15 protein-coding genes are annotated in these 22323 nt (G+C 69.4%); 9 read left to right on the top strand and 6 right to left on the bottom strand.

Annotated features, from left to right (window positions below):
* The first annotated feature begins 12 nt into the window (after positions 1–12).
* From G6O54_RS02660 to G6O54_RS02625, 8 genes are all read left to right on the top strand, one after another.
* Complete coding sequence (locus G6O54_RS02660; protein WP_165219893.1) at positions 13–693, top strand: ABC transporter permease subunit; 681 nt, start codon at positions 13–15, stop codon at positions 691–693.
* Between the two features lie 155 nt (positions 694–848).
* Positions 849–1859, top strand: a complete 1011-nt coding sequence (locus G6O54_RS02655) for a 6-bladed beta-propeller (RefSeq protein ID WP_250846686.1) — start codon at positions 849–851, stop codon at positions 1857–1859.
* A 156-nt stretch (positions 1860–2015) separates the two neighbouring features.
* Positions 2016–3539 carry a methyltransferase gene (locus G6O54_RS02650; RefSeq protein ID WP_165219891.1) on the top strand — a complete coding sequence of 508 codons (1524 nt, stop codon included), beginning with the start codon at positions 2016–2018 and terminating at the stop codon, positions 3537–3539.
* Positions 3526–4278 carry a YkgJ family cysteine cluster protein gene (locus G6O54_RS02645; protein ID WP_165219889.1) on the top strand — a complete coding sequence of 251 codons (753 nt, stop codon included), beginning with the start codon at positions 3526–3528 and terminating at the stop codon, positions 4276–4278. Before G6O54_RS02650 ends, G6O54_RS02645 begins: the two co-directional genes overlap by 14 nt.
* Before the next feature lie 111 nt (positions 4279–4389).
* Positions 4390–4965: an ECF-type sigma factor gene (locus G6O54_RS02640; RefSeq protein ID WP_165219887.1), complete on the top strand. Its 576-nt coding sequence runs from the start codon at positions 4390–4392 to the stop codon at positions 4963–4965.
* Positions 4966–5184: 219 nt separating this feature from the next.
* On the top strand, positions 5185–7362 hold the full coding sequence (locus G6O54_RS02635; RefSeq protein ID WP_165219885.1) for a serine/threonine-protein kinase: 2178 nt from the start codon (positions 5185–5187) through the stop codon (positions 7360–7362).
* 232 nt (positions 7363–7594) lie between these two features.
* Positions 7595–9964: a DUF1592 domain-containing protein gene (locus tag G6O54_RS02630; RefSeq protein WP_165219884.1), complete on the top strand. Its 2370-nt coding sequence runs from the start codon at positions 7595–7597 to the stop codon at positions 9962–9964.
* A gap of 87 nt (positions 9965–10051) precedes the next feature.
* The gene (locus G6O54_RS02625) at positions 10052–11371 is read left to right on the top strand and encodes a DUF1552 domain-containing protein (RefSeq protein WP_165219883.1); all 1320 of its coding nucleotides are present in this window, start codon (positions 10052–10054) and stop codon (positions 11369–11371) included.
* 48 nt (positions 11372–11419) lie between these two features.
* Here the strand turns inward: G6O54_RS02625 and G6O54_RS02620 are convergent, their stop codons facing one another.
* Positions 11420–13174: an amidase gene (locus G6O54_RS02620; RefSeq protein WP_165219882.1), complete on the bottom strand. Its 1755-nt coding sequence runs from the start codon at positions 13172–13174 to the stop codon at positions 11420–11422.
* A 215-nt stretch (positions 13175–13389) separates the two neighbouring features.
* Between G6O54_RS02620 and G6O54_RS02615 the strand changes: the two genes are divergently transcribed.
* Complete coding sequence (locus G6O54_RS02615) at positions 13390–14787, top strand: Gfo/Idh/MocA family protein (RefSeq protein WP_165219881.1); 1398 nt, start codon at positions 13390–13392, stop codon at positions 14785–14787.
* A 49-nt stretch (positions 14788–14836) separates the two neighbouring features.
* Here G6O54_RS02615 and G6O54_RS02610 read toward each other — a convergent pair whose 3' ends face one another.
* From G6O54_RS02610 to G6O54_RS02590, 5 genes are all read right to left on the bottom strand, one after another.
* Positions 14837–15784 carry an N-acetylglucosamine kinase gene (locus G6O54_RS02610; protein ID WP_165219880.1) on the bottom strand — a complete coding sequence of 316 codons (948 nt, stop codon included), beginning with the start codon at positions 15782–15784 and terminating at the stop codon, positions 14837–14839.
* Positions 15781–16698, bottom strand: coding sequence for an N-acetylmuramic acid 6-phosphate etherase (murQ, locus tag G6O54_RS02605; protein ID WP_165219879.1), 918 nt, complete (start codon positions 16696–16698; stop codon positions 15781–15783). Before murQ ends, G6O54_RS02610 begins: the two co-directional genes overlap by 4 nt.
* On the bottom strand, positions 16695–18140 hold the full coding sequence (locus G6O54_RS02600; protein ID WP_165219878.1) for a sodium:solute symporter: 1446 nt from the start codon (positions 18138–18140) through the stop codon (positions 16695–16697). Before G6O54_RS02600 ends, murQ begins: the two co-directional genes overlap by 4 nt.
* 107 nt (positions 18141–18247) lie before the next feature.
* Positions 18248–19435, bottom strand: coding sequence for an anhydro-N-acetylmuramic acid kinase (locus tag G6O54_RS02595; RefSeq protein WP_165219877.1), 1188 nt, complete (start codon positions 19433–19435; stop codon positions 18248–18250).
* Positions 19436–19621: 186 nt separating this feature from the next.
* A complete protein-coding gene (locus tag G6O54_RS02590) occupies positions 19622–22033 on the bottom strand; it encodes an RNA polymerase sigma factor (protein ID WP_165219876.1) in 2412 nt (803 codons plus the stop codon).
* Positions 22034–22323: the final 290 nt, after the last annotated feature.

Here is a 22323-nt window from a genome sequence, read left to right as displayed (position 1 = left end):
AGGGAGAGAATCATGATCATGGCACTCATCCGCAAGGAGCTGCGAGAGACGCGCGCGTTCGTCGGGCTCACGGTGCTCGTCTATTTCGCCTACGTCAGCAAGCTGACCGGGACCGGCGGCCCCATCTTCGGCAACCTCGTCTCGTTCGCCCCCGGGATGAACGTATCGCCGCGCGACATCCCCTTCGTCCAGGACAATTTCGTGTCGATCCTCATCTTCGTCGGCGCGGCGCTGGCGATCGCGCTGGGATTCCGCCAATCGGCCTGGGAGCCGAGCCAGGGCACCTCGCTCTACCTGCTCCACCTGCCGATGAGCCGCCGGGGCCTCTTCCTGACCAAGCTCGTCACGGGCTCGGTGCTCGTGCTCGCCTGCGCGCTCGTTCCGCTCCTCCTCTACGCATCGTGGGCTGCCACGCCCGGAACCCACGCGGGGCCGTTCGCCTGGTCGATGACAGTCCCGTCGATTCGGGCCTGGCTGACGCTTCCGCTCGTCTACCTCGGTGCCTTCGCCAGCGGCCTGCGGCCGGCTCGCTGGTTCGGCTCGCGGCTGTTTCCGCTCGTCGCCGTCGCGCCGCCGGCCATGCTGGCGGTCGCCGTCCCATACTGGTGGCTGGTCGGGCTTCCCGTGATCATCCTCGCGGGTGCGGTGCTCGTCAGCGACATCCTCCGGGTGGCGGCGACCCGCGATTACTGAGAGGAACGAGCGAGACGAGGGGGAACGATCCCCGAGTCCCCTGGAGGTTTCACCCCAGAAGAAACCTGCGCGGTCTTTCTCCCGACCTTCGGGCCCGTTAGGCTTTGCGAAGCCCTAAGTTTGGGGCTTCACCTCAGCCCGCAGGAGTTTCGCTCATGATCAGGCGTCTCTCTCCCGCCGCCCTCGCCATCGCTCTCGCCCTCGGGACCGCGCCAACAGGCTTTGCGGCGGACACGCCGCAGCCCGTCCGGATGGGATGCGGCGCGATGACCTTCGATACGGTGCCGGGCTGGGGGCTGAAGGCGGACGGCACGTCCGCGATCGGCCCGTGCCATGGCGGCGTCGCGGTGGGCAAGGACGGCAGCATCTACACGAGCGCCCACGCCGGGGTCTTCGTCTTCTCGCCCGACGGCAAGGTGATCCGCAGCTTCCTCGGCGACAAGTACTCGGACATGCACGACATCAAGATCCGCTCGGAGGACGGCGGAGAGTTTCTCTACGCCGCCCGCAACAACAACGCCGAGGGGCTCAAGCTCAACGCCCAGACCGGCGAGATCGTCCTCAAGCTCCCCTTCCCGAAGGAGTCGGGGCTGGACCTGAAGAAGTTCAACCCGACCGCGATCACCGTCGCTCCCAACGGCGACATCTTCCTGTCCGACGGCTACGCCAGCGACCACATCTTCAAGTTCGACAGGACCGGCAAGTACCTGATGCACTTCGGGACGCAAGGCGACGGCCTGAAGGAGTTCCACACCGCCCACGGCATGACCCTCGACACCCGTTACGAGCCGGCTCGCCTCCTGATCTGCGACCGCAACCATCAGCCCAAGGGGCGGCTCGTGCATTACGACCTGGACGGCAAATTCCTCGGCGAGGTCGTCACCGGCCTGGGGATGCCCACCTCGGCGAACGTGCAGGGTGATTTCGTCTCCGTCCCCGACCTCCACGGCCGGCTGGTGATCCTGGACAGGACCAACACGATCATCGCCGTCCTGGGCAACAACCCCGACCCCAAGCAGGGCGGCAACTACAACGTACCCCAGGACAAATGGGTCGAGGGCCTCTTCAGCGGCACCCACGGCTCCTCGTGGGATCTCGACGGGAACCTCTACGTCCAGGACTGGAACGTCGCCGGCCGGATCATGAAGCTGGTGCGCGTGAAGTGATCATCCCGGGCCCGGGCCGCCGCGGGAGTCGTGGGTAGGGGGCCGGCTGGCGGGGGAATTTCAGCACGCCTCGGTCGTCCCGGCCGGTATGCTAAGGTCGAGCTCCCATCTCGTCGACGCGACTTCACGATCGTCAACCCGTTCGGGGCATCCGCCATGACTCCTCTCAGTCGGGAAGTTCCCCTCGCGCTCGATCGGCCAGACCTGGCGAGCGGGGTCCGCGAGGTCCTTGGCCGGGTCGGGTATGACGAGAAGCACATCTACGAGCGGCTCGGGGTCGATGGCGAGGGGAAGCTCTCCTTCGGCCCGCTCGACCGGCCGCGGTTGCTCTGGCGGACTCGCGAGCCGGATCCCCTGGGCACCCTCATGCGTCTCTTCCTGATGGAGGTCCCCGTCACCTCGGAGGACTTCCGACGGGCCGTCGCGCCGATGGACCCGGCGGAATGGGCCGAGCTCGGGCTGGTCGCGAATCAGGGCGATGAGGTCCGCCCCCTGGTCGCGATGCGGGCCTCGCGGACGCTCATCATGGCGCACGATCGGTCGTGGCCGGAGGGGGGCAAGCAGCATGATTACGTCCTGGGAGTGACCGGATCCACCCTGAGCCTCGCCGAGATCACGGTGCGGCCCAGGGTGGGGCGGATGCTCGACCTCGGGACCGGCAGCGGCTTCCAGGCCCTCTCCGCCGCCGCCCACTCGGGACACGCGGTCGGCACCGATCGCAACGCCCGGGCGGTGGGGTTCGCCCGCTTCAACGCCATCCTCAACGGGATCGGCAACGTCGAGTTCCGCACCGGCGACCTCTTCCAGCCGGTGGCCGGCGAGCGTTTCGACCTGATCGTCACCAACCCGCCGTTCGTCATCTCGCCCGAGAACCAGCTCCAGTATCGCGACAGCGGCCTGCGCGGGGACGCGATCTGCGAGCGGATCGTCCGCGAGGCCCCGGTGCAGCTCGCCGAAGGGGGGATCTTCGAGCTGATCGGCAACTGGGTGCGGGACAAGGGAGACGAATGGCGCGGCCGGCTCCTGGACTGGTTCGACGGCTCGGGCTGCGACGCCCTCGTCTACCAGAATGCGACCCACCCGATCGACGTCTACGCCAGCCACTGGCTCCGCCAGGGCGACGTCGGCGACGAGGAAGGCATGTCCGAGGCATTCGGCCGCTGGATGGACCATTACCGGGAGATCGGCGTCGAGGCGATCGACACGGGTCTGATCGTCCTCCGGCGCCGCTCCGGCGGGAACAACTGGGTCCACTTCGAGACCGAGAAGAAGAAGAACCAGCCCAACGGGCCCGGCATCCTGGCGACGTTCGCGGCTCGCGACTGGCTCGACCGGATGGGCGGGACGCCCGGGGCCATGATGGACCTCCGGCTCCGCAGCCGCCCGGAGCTCCGGATCGTCCAGCGGCTCGAGCCCGGACCGTCGGGATGGGTCGTCGAGGATGCCCACTGCGTCATCGGCAAGGACCTGGAGTACGAGGGGCGGATGGACCAGTCCGTCTTCATCCTCCTGACGCTCTGCCGGGGCACCCTGCCCCTCTCCCAGGTGCTCTCCCAGGTGGCCGCGAAGGCGGGCCGGGACCTGGAGTCGATCGTGCCGGAGATGCTCGTGACGGTCCATCGACTCATCAGCCAGGGGTTCCTGCTGCCGGCGGAGGAGGTGTCGAATGAGCCCGCATGAGGCCGCGTCGGAGACGGTGTCGGCGAGCGTGGCCCTCCGGCTGGCGGGCGTGGACGTCCAGGCGGAGCTGACCGTGCCGGCCGGTGCCGTCGCGCCGGGGGCCGTCCTGCCGGTGCTGCACATGCTCTCCGCCGTCGTCGGCCAGGACGCGGAGGCCCGGCTCGAGGCCGTGGGGCGGCGAGTCTCCTGCCGGGCCGGCTGCGGGGCCTGCTGCCGCCAGCTCGTCCCGGTCACGGAGGTGGAGGCGAGGCACCTGGCGGACCTCGTCGCGTCGCTCCCCCCGCCGAGGCGGGACGCTGTCCTTGCCCGGTTCGAAGCCTCGGTCGCCCGGCTCGCGGAGGCCGGCCTACTGGAGACGCTCCGGAAGCCCGATTCCGTCCCCCGCTCGGAACGTGAGGCGGTCGGCCTGGCCTACTTCGAGCAGGGGATCCCCTGCCCGTTCCTGGAGGACGAGAGCTGCTCGATCCACGAGGAACGTCCCCTGATCTGCCGCGAATACCTCGTCTCATCCGACCCGGCCCTCTGCTCCGACCCGGGCGGCGGACGCGTCGAGGGGGTGATACTCCCGGTCCACCTTTCGAAGCTCCTGGCCCGGCTCCCCGATCCGGGGGCCACCGCGCCTTCGCCGCGCGTGGCACTCCCCCTGATCCTCGAGTTCGTCGCCACCCATCCGGACCAGCTCCCTCGGCGGCCGGGGCCGGAGTGGGTGGATGCCCTCTTCGGGCTCCTCCAGGCCTGACGGGACCACCTCGCCACCGACCTGGACGAGGCCGATCGACACCCCTGGCATTCGGGCCCGGTGGATGGCTATCATGGGATTGCGTACACCCAGCGAAGACCTGCGGGATGCATGCTCCTGGTGCCGCCGATGCCCGACCTCGCCATGCAGCGGCCGCCGATTGATCCCGAATTGATGGGCCTCGTCTACGACGAGCTTCGCGGCATCGCGCGGCGGATCGTCAGGGGCGAGCATGATGAAAGGTCGCTCGGGGCGACCGGACTGGTCCACGAGGCGATGGGACGGTTGCTGGCGTCCGAAGGATACAAGCCGGGGGCCACACCGGCGACGGTCCTGGCGCTGACGACCCGGGTCATGGGCCATGTGCTGATCGATCGCGCCCGCGCCCGCCGCTGCCTGAAGCGAGGCGGCCTGCGACGCCGCCTCCCGCTCGACCACATCCTGGACGCCATCGAGCCCCTCGGCGGCGATTTCGAGGACCTCCACGAGGCGATCGAGCGGCTCAATGCGCGGCACGAGCGCCTGGGCCGGCTGGTCCTGCTGCGCTACCTGGTCGGCCTGACCAACGAGGAGATCGCGCAGGCCGAGGGCGTCGGGGTGCGTGCGATCGAGGCCTCCCTCCGGGCGGCCCGGGCCTGGCTGCACCGGGACTTGTTGAACGGTGAGGAACGGGCGGGCGCTGTCTAGGTTGTGGGCTCACCGTGGCAGCCCCGAAGACGGGCCACAAGGCTCGCCGGGGCGGAGGGCCGGGCGCGGCCGAGGAGACCCGATCCGGAATTCGAGGTTTTTTGCCGGAACGTCGTGGTACGATCTGCATGCGTGCTCTTGCCTACCTAAACGGGAGCATCAGTTGGCGGATTCGCGACGGGACGACACGGCGTGCCGATCGCGGCGGATGGGGGGACGATGATGGTCCCGACGAAGATCAGCTCGGATTCCTCGGCCAGGCGGCTGGAGCGGCTCCAGGCCCTGCTCCAGCTCGACAGCGGCGAACGGCGGCGGGAGCTCGAGCGGATTCGCGAGGAGGATCCCCGGACCGGAGCGGCGCTCGACGACCTGCTCGCCCACGAGACCTCGGCGCGGGCCGAGGGGTTCCTGGCCTCGGAGCCTTCGCCGGATCCGGATCCCTTGATCGGGACCTGGGTCGGACCGTATCAGGTGGAGCGGATCCTCGGTCGCGGCGGGATGGGGACGGTCTACCTCGCCCATCGCCGCGAGCCGTACCGGCAGCCGGTCGCGATCAAGCGGATGCACGCGGGGCTGTCCGGCCGGCTGGCCTCGCGGTTCGACGCCGAGCGGCAGATCCTCGCCACGCTCATCCACCCCGGCATCGTCCGCCTCCTCGATGGCGGCTCCGGCGCCGACGGGATCCCCTACCTGGTCATGGAATACGTGGCCGGGTCGCGGCTCGACGACCACTGCCGCGACCACCGGGCGACGCCCGAGGAGCGGGTCCGCCTGGTCCTCGCCACGGCCGACGCGCTGGGGTACGCCCATCGGCAGGGGACCGTCCATCGGGACCTGAAGCCGTCGAATATCCTGGTCGACGAACAGGGGAAGCCTCGGGTCACCGACTTCGGCCTGGCGAAGCTCATCCGGGCAGCAGCCCCCGAGGAAGCCACCGAGACGAACCTCATGCTGGGGACTCCTCCTTACATGGCTCCGGAGCGGCTCACGCTCGGCCCCGGCCGCAACGAGCCGGGAGTCGACGTCTATTCGCTGGGCGTGATCCTCTTCACCCTCATGGCCGACCGCCTCCCGTTTGAGTCCAGCCGGACCCTCGAAGGCTGCGTCCAGGCCATCCACGAGGACGCACCGCTCCTGCGCCGGATCAAGCTTGCCATCCCCCGAGATCTGGAGACGATCACGTCGCGGGCCCTTGCACGCGATCCCCGCGACCGGTTCGCCGACGCGGGCGTGATGGCCGAGCAACTGCGGCTATTTCTCGCCGGGGAGCCACTCACGATTCGTCCTCCCACGCCCGTTGATCGCCTGGCGAAATGGGCTGCCCGGCGACGTGGGGCACTCCTCGCCTGGGCGGCGAGCTTCGCCCTTGTCCTTCTGACGATGATCGGCATCCTCATCCAGTGGAACCGAAGCCTGCGCCGCGACCAGGCTGCGCTGCGGACCACGGTGAAGTCCATGTGGTTGGCGTCGACCCGCCTGTTCGAGGCCCTACCCCATTCCGACCCGGCTGTCTTGCCGTACCACGGCGACCTCGCCCGCTCGTTCGAATCGTCCCGCGAGCGTGGGCTAATCCGGCCCGAACCGGAACTCGACCGCCAGGGGGCCGTCCTGATCCGTCAGTACGCCGCGGCGCTCGAGGAAGGGGGCTGTCCCGACGAGGCCCTACCTTACATCGATCGGTCCATCGCGCTGCTCAGGCCCTTGCCGACCCGGATCGCCGACCCCGAGACTCGCGCCTGGACCGAGTTCGACCTGTTCCGCAGCCTCATCGTCCGCGTTTCCGTCTTGCGGAAGCTCCGCCGGTCGGATGAGGCACTGGCCGAGTCCGCCGAGGCCATCGACCTGGTTCGGGGGCTCACGGATCGGTTCCCCGACGACCCCGCCTGGTGGGAAGCGCGGGGCCGGCAACTGATCTATCACGCCCAGATCCTGAAGCGGCTGGGCCGCCGGGAGGACGCCTCCCGGGTGATCTTGGAGGCGCTGGAGTTCGCCCGGCGGAGCGTGAACCTTGCCGGGGACGATGCCGACCTCGTGAAGCTGAATACACTCCTGCAGTCGCTTTCCGACGCGGCCGACGAATTCCCGGTCCCGGAAGATCAGGAGCGATGCCTCCGCGAGCTGTGCGCGCTCGCCGATCGGATCGCCCGAATCTCGGACGACGTGACGGCCCGCGAGGCGGGGACGAGCGCGCAGGATCGGTTGGGGAGGTTCCTCCGCGAGCAAGGACGGTTCGCCGAGGCCGTCGTGCCGCTGCGGCGGGCGCTGGAGATGATCGACCTCCGCCGCGCGTCGCCGGGGGCGGGCCCGGGGCTGGTCGAGTATCGTCGCCAGGTCGCCATGGCCCTGGAAGCGTGTCGGGAGGCGGCCGGGCTGATTCCCGAACGCCAGGACCGATGAGATCGGTGTCCTGATCCGGGTTTCGGTCCCCCGATCCTATGGGATCTTGCTTGACCCCCTCTCGAAGCGGGTGTCGGTCCACCCGTCCTGATCCGAAGCTTGTCCTGTGTGTAATAATCCGGTACAACGATCATTGAACAGGCCCTCCACCCGCCGATGCCCATGCCCGCCGTCCGAACCTCCTCCGCCGCCCTCCTTCGCGGCGGAATCCCAAGAGAGGGTTGACCTCGCCATGACGACGAATCGAGAGTCCCACGAGTCAGCCTCCCGGGTCGCCTTGCTCCTCCTGACCATCCTCGTTGCGCCGGCCGCCCGCACGGCCCTCGCCGACGCCCCCGACCGCTCCGGCGAGGCGATCTATCAGAAGCAGTGCCTTTCCTGCCACGGCAAGCACGGCGAGGGGAGCAAGGAATACGGCCAGCCCCTGGAGGGGGACCGCTCGGTCGGCCAGCTCGCGAAGTACATCGCGAAGTCGATGCCGGAGGACGACCCGGGGACCTGCGTCGGGCCGGACGCGGAGAAGGTGGCCGCCTACATTTACGAGGCCTTCTACTCGAAGACCGCCCAGGCCCGGAACAAGCCGCCGCGGATCGAGCTCTCCCGGCTCACGGTCCGCCAGTATCAGAACACCGTCGCGGACCTGATCGGCGGCTTCAGGGGGCCGACGACCTGGGAGGGCCCGACGGGACTGCACGGGCAATACTACAAGTCCCATCAAATCTGGAAGAAGGAAGACCGGATCATCGACCGCGTCGACCCCTCGATCCAGCTCGATTTCGGGGTGAATCTCCCGGGCGATCCCAAGACCATCGGCCACCGGTTCGCCGCCCGCTGGGAGGGCTCCGTGATGGCGCCGGAGACGGGGGATTATGAGTTCATCGTCCGGACCGAGCACTCGGTCAAGCTCTGGGTGAACGACCCGAGGAAGCCGCTCATCGACCGCTGGGTGAAGTCCGGCCACGACACCGAGTTCCGCGAGACGATCCGGCTGCTGGGGGGACGCGCGTACCCGATCCGGATGGAGTTCTCCAAGGGGAAGCAGGGGGAAAAGGACGGCAAGAAGGACCCCGACCCGCCGCCGACAAAGGCGAGCATCGCCCTCCTCTGGAAGCCGCCCCAGCAGGCCGTCGAGGTCATCCCGGCCGTCTACCTGAGGCCGAGCGAGACCCCACCGGTCTTCGTCCTCCAGACTGCCTTCCCGCCCGACGACCGCAGCATCGGCTACGAGCGCGGCTCGACCATCTCGAAGGCCTGGGACCAGGCCACGACCGACGCGGCCTTCGAGATCGCCGATTACGTGGTCGCCCACCTCGGGGACCTCGCCGGGGCCAAGGAGGAGGACCGCGATCGCGAGACCAAGGCGCGTGCCTTCTGCCGGACCTTCGCCGAGCGGGCCTTCCGCCGGCCGCTCACCGACGGGCAGTCCGCGGCCATCGTCGATCGCTCCTTCAAGGCCGTGAAGGGGACCGATGCGGCCGTCAAGCGGGTGGTGCTGGCGACCCTGAAGTCGCCCCGGTTCCTCTACCACGAGGTCGGCGGCAAGGCGGATTCGTACGACGTGGCCTGCCGGCTGTCTTACGAGCTCTGGGATTCGCTCCCCGATCAGGTCCTCGCCGACGCCGCCAGGCGGGACGAGCTGAAGACGCGTGACCAGGTGCTCAGGCAGGCCGAGCGGATGGCCGGCAACCTGAAGACGCGAGCGAAGCTCCGCGAGTTCCTCCTCCAGTGGCTCCGGGTCGACCGGGTGCCGGACGTCACCAAGGATCCGAAGCTGTTCCCCGGCTTCACGCCGGAGGTCGCCTCGGACCTGCGGACCTCGCTGAACCTCTTCCTGGACGACGTCGCCTGGGCCGACGGAGCGAGCTTCCGCCGGCTCCTGCAGGCGGACGACCTGTACCTGAACGGCCGACTCGCGGCCTTCTACGGGGCGAAGCTGCCGGCCGACGCCCCCTTCCAGAAGGTCAAGCTCGACGAGGCCGAACGGGCCGGCCTGCTCACGCATCCCTACCTGATGGCGGCCTTCGCCTACACGGCCGCGAGCTCCCCCATCCACCGGGGTGTGCTGATCTCACGCGGCGTGCTCGGCCGGACGCTCAGGCCGCCGCCGGAGGCCGTCGCGCCCCTGGCGCCGGACCTCCACGCCGGGCTCACCACGCGGGAGCGGGTGTCCCTCCAGACCAGCCCGAAGTCCTGCCAGATGTGCCACGGGATGATCAACCCGCTGGGCTACACGCTCGAGCACTTCGACGCCGTGGGCCGGTTCCGCAAGGAGGAGCATGGCAAGTCCATCGACGCCACCGGCACCTATCAGAGTCGCTCCGGGGAGACCGTGACCCTCCACGGCGCCCGCGAGCTGGCCGCATTCCTGGCCCGGAGCGACGAGACGCACTCGGCCTTCGTCCGCCAGCTCTTCCATTACCTGGTCAAGCAGCCCATCCGCGCCTTCTCCGCGAAGGAAGAGGACGAGCTGCGGGACTTCTTCGTCAAGCATGACGATAATATCCGCACCCTGATCGTCGAGATCGCGACCCAGGCCGCCCTGGCCCCTCGCGACCCGAACGGCAAGCCGGCCTCCGCGATTCCCGTCGCGGCGGGCCGCTGATCCGGCGCATACTATCCTTGCCGCGACCGCGGCAGGGTCCCTCGCGTTCCGTCCCCCCGGTTTCCGATGATCCCCCGGAGGCATCCCATGGCCAAGACGACTCACCGACGCGAGTTCCTCCGCGACCTGGGCATCGGCGCGGGGGCGGTCCCGTTCCTGCTCAACCTGCCGAGCCTGGCCTTCGCCAACCAGCAGACCCGGAAGAAGCGGCTGGTCCTGATGTTCAGCCCCAACGGCGTGATCCCGGGCGCCTTCTGGCCGGATGCCGAGGGGAAGGACTTCGCGCTCAAGGAGAGCCTCAAGCCGCTCGATCCGTTCAAGAGCAAGACGCTGATCCTCCACGGCGTCTGCGACAAAGTCCGCGGCGACGGCGACAACCACATGCGGGGCATGGGCTGCCTGCTGACCGGTTCCGAGTTGTTCCCGGGCAACATCCAGGGGGGCTCGGACACGCCGGCGGGCTGGTCGAGCGGGCTGTCGATCGACCAGGAGATCAAGAACTTCCTCCAGAAGGATCCGGCCACCAGGACGCGGTTCGGCTCGCTCGAGATGGGGGTGATGGTCCCCGAGCGGGCCGACACCTGGACGCGATGGGTCTACGCCGGCCCGAACAAGCCGCTGGCCCCGATCGACAACCCGTATCGGACCTTCTCGAAGCTCTACGGCCGGGTGAAGGATCAGGAGAACCTGAAGAGCGTCCTCGACGACATCCAGGCGGACCTCGGGAAGATCCGCTCTGCGGTCTCGGCCGAGGATCGCCAGATCCTGGAGGAGCACGCCACCTTCGTCCGCGAGATGGAGCAGGAGCTCCAGGCCTCGTCGAAGGACCCGGTCGGCCACGCCGTCCCCGAGCTCGAGCCGGGCGTGAAGGAAGACAACGACAACATGCCGAAGATCAGCAAGATGCAGATCGAGTTGATGGTGCAGTCGTTCGCCGCCGACTTCGCCCGGGTGGCGACGCTCCAGTACACGAACTCCGTCGGCATGGCCCGGATGAAGTGGCTGGGCATCAGCGAGGGCCATCACGAGCTCTCGCACAACCCGGACAGCGACAAGGCATCGGTGGAGAAGCTGATCAAGATCAACACCTGGTTCTGCGAGCAGATGGCCTACCTGGCGAAGCGTCTGTCCGAGACCCCCGAGCCGGGCGGCGGCGGCTCGCTGCTGGACAACACCACGATCCTCTGGACCAACGAGCTGGGCAAGGGGAACTCGCACACGCTCGAGGACATCCCCTTCGTCCTCGTCGGCAACGGCCTGGGCTTCCAGATGGGCCGCTCCGTGAAATACAAGAAGCTCCCCCACAACCGCCTCCTCATGTCCCTGGCCCACGCCTTCGACCACCGCGTCAAGACCTTCGGCAACCCCGACTTCTGCGGCGACGGGCCGCTGCCGGGGCTGGTGTGAGCTCGCCGGGTCGGCGATGATGCGGGCCGGGGGGGCCGGCCGACGGACTCACGTCTGCGGCCCGGACTTCCCCTGGCCGTCCTCCGCCAGGAATCGCTCCACCGGCGGATGCAGCCGATGATAGCCCGTGGCCTCTTGATAGGCATGGGCGACGGCCATCAGGGTGGACTCGTCGTAGAGACGGCCGGTGAGGGTGATCGACCGCGGGCCGGGGCGGCCGTTGATGTCGCGCAAGGGGCCCGGGAAGACGGCGGTGGGGTGGCCGGTCAGGTTGGTGATCACGAGGTCGTCGCCCGAGCCGACGTAGACGTCAACGGTCTCCATCAGGCGGGCCATCGATCGCATCAGCAGGGTCCGCGCCCGGGCGGCGCGGAGGTACTCGACGGCCGGGATGAACTGGCCTTCCAGGAAGGTCGCGGGCCACTCGTTCAGGCCCTCGGTGACGTGGTTCCGCGTCAGCTCGTCGAAGGCCGCGGCGCACTCGGCGGTGAGCATGACCAGGATGTCGCGCGCGGGGACGTTCGAAGGGAGCTCGATCGGCCGAAGGTCGAGGCCCAGCGACTTCAGGACGTGAAGCTCCTCGCGACGCTCAAAAGGCCGGTCTCGCTCCTCGATGTAGCCGATCTTCAGGCCGGACAGTTCGCCCTTCGGCGGCCAGGCGAAGGGCTGGTCGACGGCCGTGGCGTCGCGGCCGTCGTGGCCGTGGATCGCGTCGAACACGAGGGCGCAGTCCTCGATCGACCGGGCGATCGGGCCGATCTTGTCCATCGACCAGGAGAGCGCCATGCAGCCGTGACGGCTGACCCGGCCGAAGGTGGGTCGGAGGCCGGAGGCGCCACAGGCCCGGCTCGGGGAGACGATGCTGCCGAGCGTCTCGCTGCCGATGGCGAAGCCGACGAGGCCCGCGGCGACCGCCGAGGCGGAGCCGGCCGATGAGCCGCTCGAGCCCCGGCGCGGATCCCAGGGACTCCGCGTCTGGCCTCCGTACCATTTGTCCCCCATCGCCAGCGCGCCCAGGCTGAGCTTGGCCACGAGGACCGCGCCGGCCTCTTCCAGCCGGGCCGCCACCGTCGCCTTCTCATCGACCATCCGCCCCTTGAACTGGGGGGCGCCCCAGCCCGTCGGGTAGCCGGGGTAAGCGATCAGGTCCTTCGCTCCCCAGGGGATGCCGTGGAGCGGGCCGCGGTACTTGCCCGCGGCGATCTCGGCGTCCGCGGCGGCCGCCTGTTTCAGGGCGAGATCCTCGGTGAGCGTGACCACGCACTTCAGGATCGGGTCATATCGCCTGAGCCGCGCCAGGTAGAGCTTCGTCAGCTCGGTGGAGCGGACCCGACGCGAGCGGACCAGCGCCGCGAGCTTCGAAACGGGGAGGAACGCGAGGTCCTCGTCGTTCGAAGGCCGGGCCGGCACCGTGTCGTCGATCGGAGTCGCTTTTCCGCGCTCCACTCCCGGTGCGGGCCGCAGTCCGGGCGCCGGGACGAACGACAGGGCCGGCGGGACGTCGTACGGGATCGCGACGGAGCGGAGGGACTGGAACGAGCCGATCGTCCCCTTCAGCTCCTTGACCGTCTGGTCGCGCTCCTTTTCCGTGAGGGAGAGCCCCGCGATCCATTCGGCCTGATGGACCATCGCCACCGTCACTTCCCCGCCCGCGGCGGCCTGCGCGGCCAGGGCCCGGCGGAACGTAGCCGTACCGAGGCCGAGGCTCCCCAGCGTCGCGAGCACGGCCCGTCGGCTGGGCTCGCGCTCCGGCCAGCCGGCCCGTTCATCGCCGTTCCCGTCATCGTTGGGTCGTATGCTCATTTGGCCCCCGTCCGCGATTTCAGGAACCTGCTGCGGCGTCGACCAGCGACCCGCCTCGGGGTTCCGCCTGCTTGACACGGCCTCGCCGTCGCCATACGTTCCATAGCATCCGAGATCGTCGTGCCGATCAATCCTACCTCGTTCCTTACCTACCGCACCGGGGTCCCGCGGGCCCGACTGCAACGCCCGTACCCTCCCCGAATCGGAGCCCAAGCATGAAGGACGCGAATCGTCCGGTATCTTCTCGTCGCGAACTGTTCAAGGACGCGGGTCGCATCGCGGCGGCCTCCGCGCTCGCCGGGGTCGCCGTGCCGTCGGTCCACGCCGCGGGGTCGGACCTGATCCAGTTGGCTCTCGTCGGCTGCGGCGGTCGCGGCACGGGCGCGGCGAACAATGCCCTGTCGACCAAGAGCGGCCCCATCAAGCTCGTCGCCATGGCGGACATCTTCGAGGAGAAGCTCTGGAGGAGCTACAAGAACCTGGCCGAGGACAAGGACCTGCAAGGCAAGATTGACGTCCCGATCGACCGGCAGTTCATCGGGTTCGATGGCTACAAGAAGGCGATCGACTCGCTGAAGAAGGGCGACGTGGTCATCTTCACCACCCCGCCGGCCTTCCGCTGGGTGCACTTCACCTACGCGATCGAGAAGGGCGTGAACGTCTTCATGGAGAAGCCGGTCACCGTGGACGGGCCCACCTCGAAGCGGATGCTCGGGCTGGCCGAGGCGGCCTCCAAGAAGAACCTCAAGGTCGGCGTCGGCCTCATGTCCCGGCACAACCGGGCGATGCAGGAGCTGGCCAAGCGGGTGCACAACGGCGACCTCGGCGAGATCATCCTCCAGCGCGGCTACCGGATGCACGGGCCCGACGGCTACTTCCACTCGCTCCCCACGCCCCAGGGGATGCGCGAGCTCTACTATCAGATCTCGCGGTTCCACAGCTTCCTCTGGGCCAGCGGCGGGAACTACAGCGATTTCTACATCCACGGCATCGACCACCTTTGCTGGATGAAGAACGCCTGGCCGGTGAAGGCCGAGGCCGTGGGCGGTCGCCACTACCGCAAGAGCCCGGAAGGGCTGACGTACATCGACCAGAACCTGGACGTCTACTCGGTGGAATACACCTACGCCGACGGGACCAAGTTCATCTACGACGGCCGCTGCATGGACGGCTGCGAGGGCCGGTACGCGAGCTTCCTGCACGGATCGAAGGGCTCCGCGATCGTCTCCAAGGCCGGCGACGTCGGCCAGCCGTCGAGCATCTACAAGACCCAGAGCATGAAGCGCCCGGACCTGGTCTGGGAGTCCAAGGTCGCCCCGGAGGAGCGTGACCCGTACTTGAACGAGTGGAACGACCTGATCGATGCGATCCGCAAGGACCAGCCGTACAACGAGGCCAAGCGGGGCGTCGAGGCCAGCCTGGTGACCTCCATGGGCCGGATGGCCGCCCACACCGGGCAGGAGATCACCTTCGACGACATGCTCAACTGCAAGCACGAGTTCGCCCCGGGCGTGGACAAGCTCTCGGCCGATTCGCCGGCCCCCTTGCAGGCCGACAAGGACGGCAAGTACCCGATCCCCAACCCGGGGATCACCACGACCCAGGAGTATTGAGCCCGACCGACCGCGCCATCCCCGGCGGATCGCCGGGGATGGCCGTGAGTCATCGGCCCTCGAGTCGTCGCCGGGCCAGCACCAGCGCCCCGACGGCCGGTTCGGGGACGAGGGTTGCGGCCGGTTCATATCCCTGGGCGCGCAGGTCCTCCAGCAGGGCATCGCGGACGACCGACGCCGAGAGCAGGAATCCGCCGGCCAGGGCGAGGTCGAGCGGGCCGTGGGTCCATCCCAGGACCTGCGCGGCCGCCCGGGCCATCCGGGCGAGCTCGAGCCCGGCAGGACGCAAGATCTCGTCGCCGATCGCGGGATCGAACTGGGCCGCGGCCAGGATCGCGGGCGCGAGGCCCGCGATCCGCGGGCGATCGAAACCCGGGGCGTAGACGGTCCTGACGAGGCTCTCCGGCCCTGAGATCGAGAGGGCCTCGCACACGGCTCGCGTCAGGGGATCCGGCCGGATCGCCGCCGGTTCCCGGCCGTCAGCCCGGCGGGCGATCCGCCGGAGTGCCGCGAGGGCCACGGCGTAGCCGCTCCCCTCGTCGCCCATGAGCGGGCCCCAGCCCCCCGAGCGGCTGCCCCGCCCGTCCGGGCCGCGGGCGACGGCGATGGACCCGGTGCCGGCGATGACGCCGACCCCCGCGCCGTGCGGGGTGCCGGCGGCGACCACGAGGTCCCCGTCGTTGCCGAGGACCAGCTCATCGGCCCAGCCGGCCGAGCCGGACCATTCGCCCAGGAGTTGCCGGTCCTCGGGCCGATCGAAGCCGGCGAGGCCCAGGCAGGCGGCGGCGGCCGCCCGCGGCACCAGTCCCGCGTCGGCGAAGGCCGCGGCGATGGCCTGCGCGAGCGCGGCGTGGGCCCGCTCGACGCCGACGGCCTTGGCGTTCGACGGGCCTGCAAGGCCCCGGCCCAGGATCGTGCCGTCGCCCCGGCCCACGAGCGCGACCGTGCTGGTCCCGCCGCCGTCCACCCCCAGGAGCAGCCGCTCGTCCGGCGTCATCGCGGGTCGGCTCCGGTCCGGGATTTCACCGCCTCGCGGACCTTGCCGTCGTGGGCGTCGAGGAGGGCCCGAGCCTCGTCCGGCGGGACGTCCGCGAGCGCGGCGACGAGGGCCGGCTTGAGCTGTCCGCCGCAGCCGTCGAGGAGCTCGGCCGCCCGTGCCTCATCGAGGCCCGCGACCTCGCGGAGGATCCGCCGGCAGCGGATCCGCAGCTTCTCGTTGGCGGGCTGGAGGTCGATCATCCGGTTCCCCAGCGTCTTGCCGATCAGGACCATCGCCCCGGTGGTGATCGTGTTCAGGATCAGCTTGGTCACGGTCCCGGCCTTGAGCCGCGTCGATCCGGCGATGACCTCCGGCCCGACGATCGCCGCGATCTCGAGGTCCACCTCGCGGCCGAGCAGGCTCGGGCGGTTGCACGCGATGCCGACCGTCGCCGCCCGGCGAGATCGCGCCTCGCGGACGGCGCCCAGGACATATGGCGTCCTCCCCGAGGTGGCGATGCCGACGACCAGGTCCCGGTCGCCCACGTCCAGGTTCGCCACGTCGGCAGCCCCCTGCTCCGGGCGATCCTCGGCCCCCTCGACGGCCCGGGTCAGGGCCGCCGGGCCTCCCGCAATCAGGCCCACGACCATCCCCGGCGGCGTGCCGAAGGTGGGGGGACACTCCGAGGCGTCGAGCACCCCGAGCCGGCCCGACGTCCCGGCGCCGACGTAGATCAGGCGACCGCCGCGACGGAAACGGTCCGCGGCCCATTCCACCGCCCTGGCGATGGCCGGCGCCTCGGCGCGGACGGCCTCGACCGCGGCCGCGTCCTCGGCGTTCATCAGGGTCACGATCCCGAGCGGATCGAGGGTGTCGATGGCCTCGGAGCGAGGGTTCCGCGCCTCGGTGAGCAGGCTGTCCTCGAGCGTCATGGTTCTCCCTTCGGCTCGGGCGGGACGAGATAGCTGGTAGCCAGTCCCACCGCGAAGACGGTCGAAGCTCCGACCAGGGCGAACCAGGGCCACGCCAGCGGGGTGCGGAGCTTGGCGAAGCTCACCGCGACGATGCCGACGATCATCCCCGCGAGGGCCGCCCTCTGGCCGACCCGGTCGGTGAGGATCCCCAGCAGGAAGAGGCCCAGGAGGATCCCCGTGGCGAAGGACGCGATCGCCAGGGCGTTGTTCACCACGCTGTCCTCGAGCTGCGTTGCGCCCATCGCGACCACGGCCTGGACGGCCCCCCAGGCCACCGTCAGCCCGCGGGAGATCCGCACCAGCGTCCTCTCGTCCTTGCCGCCGACGATCGGCCGGTAGAGGTCGTTCATCAGGGTGGAGACCGACGCATTGAGCGAGCCCGACAGCGAGCTCATCGCCGCGGCGAAGATGGCCGCGATCACGACCCCTTTCACGCCCACCGGGAGGTAGCCGACGATGAACGAGGAGAACGCGTCGTCGGGCTTCAGCGTGGTCGTCGGCGGATGGACCTGGTAGAAGGCGAAGAGCGCCACGCCGATGAGCAGGAAGAAGGCGAACTGGGCCAGGATCACGACCCCGCTGGCCACGAGCGCCCCGGCGGCCTGACGCTGCGATCTCGCCGACAGGTAGCGCTGGACCATGATCTGATCGGCCCCGTGCGTCGCCGTGTTCAGGACCATGCCGCCGATCAGGCCGGCCCAGAAGGTGTAGGGCTGCGCGAGATCGAGGCGGAAGTCGAGCACGCGGAACTTGCTCGCGGCCTCGCCGCGATCGATCAGCTCGGCCCAGCCCCCGGGGAGCTTTCCCACCAGGATCAGGAGCGCGATCACGGACCCCGCGATGTAGATGCCGAACTGCAGGACGTCGGCCCAGACCACGGCCTTGATCCCGCCCAGATACGTGTACACGATCGTGGCGGCCTCGACCAGGACGATCGCCGTCCCGATCGAGATCGACGAGCCCGTGACGAGCTGGAGGACCCTGGCGGCCAGGAACAGCCGCAGGCCGTCGGCGAGGAGCCGCGTGAAGAGGAAGACGAGCGACGACGTCCGCCGCGTCGTCTCCCCGAACCGATTCCCCAGGACCTGGTAGGCGGTCTCGATCTGCCCGCGGAAGTACGCCGGCAGCAGGACCGCCGCCACGATCGCGCGGCCGAACAGGTAGCCCATCGGGAGCTGGAGGAACGTCATGTCGCCCGAGTACGAGATGCCCGGGACGGACAGGACGGTCACGGCGCTCGTCTCGGTGGCGACGATCGAGATCATGACGGCCCAGGCGGGGATGTTCCGCTCGCCCAGGAAGTAGCTGTTGAGCCCTTTCGTGTCCGAGCCGAGCCACCAGCCCAGCGCGATGCAGCCCGCGATGTAGGTCGCGATCACGACGATGTCGATCGAGCTCATGCGAGGGCCCACGGGTTCGAGTGAGCCGAGGCCCCCGGGGTCCTCGGGCGACCCATCATAATCAAGTCCGGTCGATCAGGCGAATTGTCCATGCCCCAAGGACGGTCTCAACTCGGGAACGAGAGCTTCCCCAGCACCGCGGCGCGGCGGGCTCCGGTGACGGACGGCAGGGCCGTCGCGTGGCCGTGGATCGCCTCGTTGGCGAGGATGGCGAAGGCCATGGCCTCTCTCGCGTCGCCCGGGACCCCGAGCTCGTCGCTGATCCGCACGCGGGCCGGCGCGAGCAGCGCGGCGATCCGCCCCAGCAAGGCCGGATTGCGGACGCCTCCCCCCGCGGCGATCACCTCGTCGCGAGGCGGGACGAACGCCGCGAAGGCCCCGGCGATCGACCGGGCCGTGAACTCCGTGAGCGTGGCCATCAGGTCGGCGTCGCATCGGCCGAGCAGCCCGGCGGCGTGGTCCACGAAGGCATCGCCGTACATCTCGAAGCCGGTGGACTTGGGCGGCCGACGGTCCAGATAGGAGTCCTCGCGGAGGAGTCGCGCCACGAGCGGCTCGTCGACCTTTCCGGCCCGCGCGATCTGGCCGTCGCGATCACAGGGCAGTCGCCCGTCGGTCAGCCGGCGGGCCAGCCGATCCAGGAGAGAATTGGCCGGCCCGGTGTCGAAGCCGAGGACGGCGGCGGGATCGGGATCGAGGACCGTGACGTTGGCGATCCCCCCGAGGTTCAGCACCGCCCGCCGCGTCCCGGCCGACGAGCCGAAGAGGACGAGGTCGGCGTACGGCGAGATCGGCGCCCCTTCTCCACCGGCCGCGATGTCGCGGGCGCGAAAGTCGCTGACGACCGGCACGCCCAGGCGCTCGGCGATGACGTCGCCGTCGCCGAGCTGGAGCGTCGCCTTGATCGCACCCGGGACCGAGCTGTGATGATAGACCGTCTGGCCGTGCGAGCCGACCAGGTCCAGTTCGTCCTCCGCCAGGCCTGCCCGCCGGAGCCCCTCGGCGCAGGCCTCGGCGAACGCCGCTCCGAGCCGGACGTTCAGCTCCGCGATCGTCCGGACGTTCAGCTTGTCCAGCTCCAGGACCATCCGCCGCGTCTCGGGCTCGTGGGCCGCCTCATGGTAATGGAGCAGCGTGACCGTCGCCCCCGGCCTGCCGGGCCCGGGGACGCCGTCGCCGACGATGGAGCAAATCGCGACGTCGATCGAATCCGCGCTCGTGCCCGACATGAGCCCGGCGACGATCCGGGGATTCTTGCGGGTCGGTTCAACGAGCCGTTGGATGGGAGTGCTCATCGGATGGGCATTTCTTCGACTTCATGTTGGCTTCCCGCGGCAAGGATCGAATTGTACGCGGATTGCCCCGTTACGTGGAACGCCTCGCGTTCGAGTCGGGTCCAGCGGGACACGCCATGGACCCGCTCCGAGGGTTGCAGTCCCGCATCGACCTGAGAGCTTCGCCCGAAGAGTCGCGGTCCGTGCTCAGTCCACCTGGATCGTCGCCCCTTCCTTCCGCGCCTCGTCCAGGAATTGCTGGCCGTCGAAGATCCCCGCCGGGAACTGATCGGGAGTCATCGGAGTGATCACGACGCGGCGGATCGTGGTGAAGTCGGGCTGCTGCTGGGGCTCGGGCTTGCCCGCGGCGTCGAACCGGTCCAGGTGGTGCAACTGCTGCCATTCCGAGACGTACCAGGCGCCGCCGGGGAGCTGGGCCCAGCGGACGGCCTTCGAATCGGTCCGGAACTTCAGGCGGCCGTCGCCGGACCACGCGACCTTGCGGGCCACGGCGTGGCCGTGCTCCGGGTCCACATCATACAGCCTGCGGGTCTGGGGATAATCGACCTGGATCGTGACGCATCCCCGCGGCGTGCCGGGCTCGGCGGGGACAATCTTCATGAATCTCCGGTTGTCGAAGGCGAACTCCCAGGTCGCCTCGATCGCCAGCGGGAGGGGGCGGACCTCGACGCCCCGGTGGACGTGAAGGAGGACCTGTCTGCTCTTGCCGGTCTCGCCGACCGTCCGCGTCAGGTCGTAAGCCCTCTCGCTATCGTGGAGCCGGACGTTTACCGACTCCTTGATGGGGAGCCATGCGGCCAGCGCATCGGCCCGGAGGTCCTCGCCGGGCGGCGTCCGCAAGTTTCCGGGGATCTTTCCCCCGGACAGGGACTGGTGGTCGGCCAGGAACGAACGAGGTTTCCCGCCGCGATAGCTCGACCACCCCCTGCTCCGGTCCCGCATGTACGCGGCCGTGGCCTCGACATAGCCCTCCGGGGCCAACCACCAGGTCAGTTGCAGTCTGTCGCTGTCGTCGTCCACGATTCGAAGCGAGCGAGGGAGCCGCTCGATGCCTCTCGCGGCCCCTTCGAGAGCCTGCTGGAGCGAGGGCGGGGTCTCCACCTTCCTGTATGTCTCCTCGTCGATGATCTTCGTCTCCGCGGGCACGCCCAGGGCGTACAGGTCGGCCGGGCCGGTCTCGCCGTACGTGATGGTCATCGTCCCGAACTCACGCTTGTACCGAGTCTGCTGGCTGAGCTGTAGGCGGTCCCGGCGCCGGATCGGCCGGCGTGTTTCGACGTCGTACCATGTCTGCTGGGCCAGCCTCAAATTGCCCAGTGCGTCGGCCGTGGACATGTCGATGCGAAGGCAACGACGGCCGTCAAGTTCCACGACCTCAGCGTCCGACGCGAAGTTCCCCCCTTCGATCCGCCGCCCCTTTGCGGTCATCCGCCTGCCCATCTCGTCCGGTTCGAGCGGCCGGACGCCGGCGCGTTCGAGAGCTTCCCCGTCGCTGCGGCTCTCTTCGATGTCCGGGATTCGCACGATCGGCCCGCCGCGCCGATAGGTAAGCTCCGTCCGAGACGCCGGGTCGTAGACTCCGGCATGGTCCCCAGATTTCCAGAGGTAACGCCCGTCCTCGAGCCTCACCCACGATTCGTAATCGGTATCGGACGTCAGATGCGCCCATTTCGGTGTGGCCGGCGTCATCGCCTTCACTACCGGAGGGGTCTGGGCCTGCGCCGGGGCTTCAATCCGGCCCCACGGCCCCGCACCGACGACCCGTGCCCCGCTCCAAACGAGCCCTGCACCGGCCAGGAGCAACGGCAGTACGAACTTGAGCCTGGAAAGAAGCATGGCCTTCAGGACCTCCCCGGTCAGATTCATGACGTTGGCCGAAACCGCCCCCGCGGCGGCTCTCGTCGCGATGAGGTGAGCCGCCCGGGCCGTGGAGCCGGCCAGCCCCGCCGGCACGATCGCCGACTCCGCCTCCCGCGCCATCGCCGCCGCCAGCGATCCCGCCGCGAGCGTGACGCCGCGCCGGGCGAGCCGCCTCGCGAGCATCGCCCGCCCGCGTGACAACCGACTCGAGACCGTGCCGGGCGGACATCCCAGCCGGCTCGCCGCGTCCTGCTGGGTCTTCCCCTCCAGGTCGCAGAGGACGATGGGCGTCCGGAACCGATCGGGGAGCCGGGCGAGTTCCTCGTCCAGGATCGCCAGCAGGTCATCGCCACGGTCTTCCGAGGGGGCTTCGGGCTCCGGCATGGGCACCACCTGTTGTTCCCTCGCCCGTCGCCGGGCCGCGATCGCCCGGGCCCTCGTGGCAGTCCGACGTGCCACGGCGTGGAGCCAGCCCGCGAGCAGCTCTCGATGGGCGATCGCTGCCGCTTTTCGGGCCAGCACCAGGAACGTGGCCTGGAACGCGTCCTCGGCGTCGTGCGGATCGCGAAGGAGCCGCCGGCAGACGCCCCAGACCATCGGGCCATGACGTCCGACCAGGGTCTCGAACACGGCCTCGTCGCGGCTGGCGGCGAAATGCTCCAGGAGCTGGCCGTCCGAGCGCCCGCTGGTCGCGCCGACCTCGAAGAGCGTCGTGAGATCTCGCCTGGGTACGTCCATCCCGCTTCGTCCCTCGCGACCTTGCCGTGGATCCGAAAGATCCCCTCTCATTGTGATAACTGCCGCTCGACCCGGGATTCATCCGGAAAAATTCCCCGGACGCGGAATCACCGGATCCGCGGGCTAACTCCGCCTTCGCGTCGAACACCCCGCGGGCTCGCGTCGTCTAACTTCTCGGCAACCGGCGGATGGTCCGCTTGCGGGCTTGCCGGGCCGGCGTTAAGTTTGACATCCTTAGGAGTCGGGACGGGGCGGCCGCGGGGTGCCTGGAGCGGCCTCTGACTTTTGTC

It is taken from the genome of Aquisphaera insulae (assembly GCF_011064615.1).
Lineage (GTDB): Bacteria > Planctomycetota > Planctomycetia > Isosphaerales > Isosphaeraceae > Aquisphaera > Aquisphaera insulae.
Note: the sequence above shows the minus strand (reverse complement) of the source record. Positions and strands in the feature narration are given on the sequence as shown.

Bases quoted from the DNA above. Each gene is read 5' to 3' on its own strand.
- G6O54_RS02660 (WP_165219893.1), top strand. From the start codon at position 13: ATGATCATGGCACTCATCCGCAAGGAGCTGCGAGAGACGCGCGCGTTC.
- G6O54_RS02655 (WP_250846686.1), top strand. From the start codon at position 849: ATGATCAGGCGTCTCTCTCCCGCCGCCCTCGCCATCGCTCTCGCCCTC.
- G6O54_RS02650 (WP_165219891.1), top strand. From the start codon at position 2,016: ATGACTCCTCTCAGTCGGGAAGTTCCCCTCGCGCTCGATCGGCCAGAC.
- G6O54_RS02645 (WP_165219889.1), top strand. From the start codon at position 3,526: ATGAGCCCGCATGAGGCCGCGTCGGAGACGGTGTCGGCGAGCGTGGCC.
- G6O54_RS02640 (WP_165219887.1), top strand. From the start codon at position 4,390: ATGCTCCTGGTGCCGCCGATGCCCGACCTCGCCATGCAGCGGCCGCCG.
- G6O54_RS02635 (WP_165219885.1), top strand. From the start codon at position 5,185: ATGATGGTCCCGACGAAGATCAGCTCGGATTCCTCGGCCAGGCGGCTG.
- G6O54_RS02630 (WP_165219884.1), top strand. From the start codon at position 7,595: ATGACGACGAATCGAGAGTCCCACGAGTCAGCCTCCCGGGTCGCCTTG.
- G6O54_RS02625 (WP_165219883.1), top strand. From the start codon at position 10,052: ATGGCCAAGACGACTCACCGACGCGAGTTCCTCCGCGACCTGGGCATC.
- G6O54_RS02620 (WP_165219882.1), bottom strand. From the start codon at position 13,174: ATGAGCATACGACCCAACGATGACGGGAACGGCGATGAACGGGCCGGC.
- G6O54_RS02615 (WP_165219881.1), top strand. From the start codon at position 13,390: ATGAAGGACGCGAATCGTCCGGTATCTTCTCGTCGCGAACTGTTCAAG.
- G6O54_RS02610 (WP_165219880.1), bottom strand. From the start codon at position 15,784: ATGACGCCGGACGAGCGGCTGCTCCTGGGGGTGGACGGCGGCGGGACC.
- murQ (WP_165219879.1), bottom strand. From the start codon at position 16,698: ATGACGCTCGAGGACAGCCTGCTCACCGAGGCGCGGAACCCTCGCTCC.
- G6O54_RS02600 (WP_165219878.1), bottom strand. From the start codon at position 18,140: ATGAGCTCGATCGACATCGTCGTGATCGCGACCTACATCGCGGGCTGC.
- G6O54_RS02595 (WP_165219877.1), bottom strand. From the start codon at position 19,435: ATGAGCACTCCCATCCAACGGCTCGTTGAACCGACCCGCAAGAATCCC.
- G6O54_RS02590 (WP_165219876.1), bottom strand. From the start codon at position 22,033: ATGGACGTACCCAGGCGAGATCTCACGACGCTCTTCGAGGTCGGCGCG.